This window comes from Flavobacterium sp. (assembly GCF_044338735.1).
GTDB lineage: Bacteria > Bacteroidota > Bacteroidia > Flavobacteriales > Flavobacteriaceae > Flavobacterium.
Map to the genome: position 1 here is coordinate 1 of NZ_JBIIWV010000226.1, position 2965 is coordinate 2965.

Annotated in this window: 4 protein-coding genes and 1 pseudogene; 2 read left to right on the top strand and 3 right to left on the bottom strand. The window is 34.0% G+C overall.

Going from position 1 to position 2965, the window contains the following annotated elements:
• Both ACIQZC_RS10450 and ACIQZC_RS10455 read left to right on the top strand, forming a co-directional pair.
• The coding region (locus ACIQZC_RS10450; protein ID WP_396139164.1) for a hypothetical protein at positions 1–245 on the top strand (245 nt) is incomplete at its 5' end.
• A 2-nt stretch (positions 246–247) separates the two neighbouring features.
• Positions 248–856, top strand: coding sequence for an FAD-dependent oxidoreductase (locus tag ACIQZC_RS10455; protein WP_396139165.1), 609 nt, complete (start codon positions 248–250; stop codon positions 854–856).
• Positions 857–859: 3 nt separating this feature from the next.
• On the opposite strand, the gene ACIQZC_RS10460 is transcribed toward ACIQZC_RS10455, so the two are convergent.
• From ACIQZC_RS10460 to ACIQZC_RS10470, 3 genes and pseudogenes are all read right to left on the bottom strand, one after another.
• Positions 860–2431 (bottom strand): S41 family peptidase, encoded by a 1572-nt coding sequence (locus ACIQZC_RS10460; RefSeq protein ID WP_396139166.1) that lies wholly within the window; start codon positions 2429–2431, stop codon positions 860–862.
• 2 nt (positions 2432–2433) lie between these two features.
• Positions 2434–2862, bottom strand: a complete 429-nt coding sequence (locus tag ACIQZC_RS10465) for a deoxycytidylate deaminase (protein ID WP_396139167.1) — start codon at positions 2860–2862, stop codon at positions 2434–2436.
• Positions 2862–2965 (bottom strand): annotated as a pseudogene (locus tag ACIQZC_RS10470) (HupE/UreJ family protein); the annotation flags it as partial. The gene ACIQZC_RS10465 and the pseudogene ACIQZC_RS10470, both read right to left, overlap by 1 nt.

Consider the following 2965-nt stretch of genomic DNA (forward strand, 5'->3'; position numbering starts at 1 on the left):
ATTTGCTGCAAACGTTAAAGGATTGTTTATTTAGAAAAAAAATACAAATGAAAATTTTTACTTACATAGCCGTTGCTATCGCTTTAGGATTAATTGGTTTTAACTTATTTCAAATTGATTATAGCCATCCGTTTGAAGGAAAAAGCACCATTGCAATTATAGGAGTAGTTGCTGGTATTTGTGCTATATTATTATTAGTGCTTTTGCGATTTTCAAAAATGATTGTAGAAAAAACTAAAGAATAAAAATGTTTGATGTTGTAATTATTGGCGCCGGCGTTTCGGGGGTTTCTTGTGCATTGGTCTTGGGCTCAGCGCAAAACAAACCTTTTGCAGTTGACAAAAAGATTGCGATTATTGCCCATCAAAAAGCATCGTCGCTTCAAAATGCTGTTTTCAATAATGCGTATGGTATTCCTGCAGGAAAATTGGGCAGCGAATTACTAGCAGAAAGTTTGGCACAATTAGCAACATCCTATCCACATGTTTTGCAAATTGAAGGCGAAAAAGTGTTGACTCTTTCAGGTGAAGCCGGAAATTTTACAATTTTAACTAATAAATCAAAGTATCAAGCTAAACTTGTCGTTGTTGCGGTTGGAGCCGGGAATCCATTCCCTTTTGAAGGATTAGAAAACTATATCGAATTGCATCAAAAAACACCCGCTTTTAAAAACAGAATCCAACTAAAAAATAATGATCATTTAGTATCGGAAGGAATTTATGTCACAGGTGTTTTGGCAGGTCACCGAAGCCAATTGAGTATTGCTGCAGGAAGTGGCGCAGCTGTTGCAACCGACATTTTAACATTGTGGAATGATGAAAATCATACAATGATTCATGATGCTATTGGGAAGTAATTCTTACTGATTCAACACTTTATTTAACATATTGTCTTTCTTCAAAATCAATTGGTAATATTCTTTATCCGAAAATAATTGTTGAACAAATTCGGCATGCATGTAATACAGTACTTTATCTTTTTTTGGTTCCAAATTCAACAACAAACCACTTTCTTTTATTCGGTTTTTAAAAGCAATAAAATAATTTTTATTTTGAACCAATTCATCTTTAATATCTGAAATCGACATATTTGTGAATGCTTTTCGATTTTGGTCCAATTGTTCAAAAACAAAATAATTCATCAATCCCGATTGCAAAAGTAGCATAGTCATTTCTTCACCTTGTTTTCCTTCTAAAGGAACAAAAACATCAGGGATAATACCTCCGCCGCCATAAACGATTCGTCCTTTTTTGGTTTTAAATTTTAAGCTGCCTGAAATTTTTATTTTATCTTTTTCATATAATTCCCCAGTTTCAAAACGCTTTTGAAATTCGTTGAAATAGTTTTCACCTTTATCTTCATAAGGTTTTTGAATGGAACGTCCTGAAGGGGTGTAATAGCGCGCTACGGTCAATCGTACTGCAGAGCCATCACCAAGCGACATTTCTCGTTGGACTAAACCTTTCCCAAAAGAACGTCTTCCTACTATAGTTCCGCGATCATTATCTTGAATAGCGCCGGCTAAAATTTCACTTGCCGAGGCTGATTCTTCATTGATTAATACCGTTACTTTTCCTGATTCAAAAATGCCTTTTTCGGTAGCTTGTGTTGATGTTATACTTCCCTTTTTATTTTTGGTCTTAACGATGAGTTCGTCTTTTTTCAAAAACTCATCTGCTATAGCTACTGCCGATTCTAAATACCCTCCGCTGTTATCTCTCAAATCAATTATAATTTCGTTTGCACCCTGTTTCTTTAATTGGGTTAACCCTTTTAAAAATTCATCATAAGTGGTTTCTGCAAAACGATTTATTTTAATATATCCTGTTGTTTTAGAAACCATTAATGCTATGTCAACACTTTTTATTGGAATTACATCACGTTTAATGTTGACTGCAAATTTTTTATTTTCAGATTTTCTAAAAACCGTAAGTTTAATTGTTGATCCTTTGGATCCTTTTAGAATAGAATACAAGCTATGGGTTTGAATTTTCTTCTTAAATAATTGTAATTTATTTGCAAATAGAATTCGATCGCCAGCCATAATTCCTGCTTTTTCAGAAGGCCCTTGAGCAATGGGTTTTATAACAGCTAAAGTATCATTAAACATATAAAAGTTAACACCAATTCCTACAAAATCGCCACGCATACTTTGCGATACAGCCTCTAAATCGCTTTTTGGAATATACACCGAATGTGGATCCAGCTTGGCTAGTATTTCACTAACGGTTAAATCAACAATAGAATCGGTATTGAGGCTGTCAACATATTCTCTTTCGATGAAATCAATTAGTTTGTTGAGTTTTGTGGTAGTGTTTTTTCGAGCGAAAAAACCGTTTTTAGCCGGTGACTGTAGTGTACTCCCTAATATAAAACCAATGGCAAGCACTACAGAAATGAGTAGCGGAATATAAACTTTATTGATTTTCATTTTTAACTCAAGTCCTCAATCAGTTCTACCTCAACACCGGCTTTTCTTAAAAAATCAACCCCCGAAGTATCTTTGTATTCGTTATGATACACCACTCTTTTGATTCCCGATTGGTGAATTAATTTACTACAATCTTTACAAGGAGAAAGTGTAATATATAAGGTAGCATCTTCACACGACTGTGTAGAACAAGCTACTTTTAAAATAGCATTAGCTTCGGCGTGAAGCACATACCATTTAGTAACATTATTATCGTCTTCGCAACAATTTTCAAATCCAGATGGCGTTCCATTGTAACCATCGGAAATGATCATTTTATTTTTTACGATAATTGCTCCTACTTTTTTGCGCTGACAATAGGATAAATTTCCCCATTCTTTGGCAATTCGTAAATAAGCTTTATCGTATTTCTCTTTTTTCTCTTTCTTCATTAGTTGTTCCAAATTTCACTTTCGATTAACATTGGCAAAACTACACCAATTATGAATGCCGACAATACTAAGGCCCAATCTCTTTTTGAAAATCTAAAAAAAG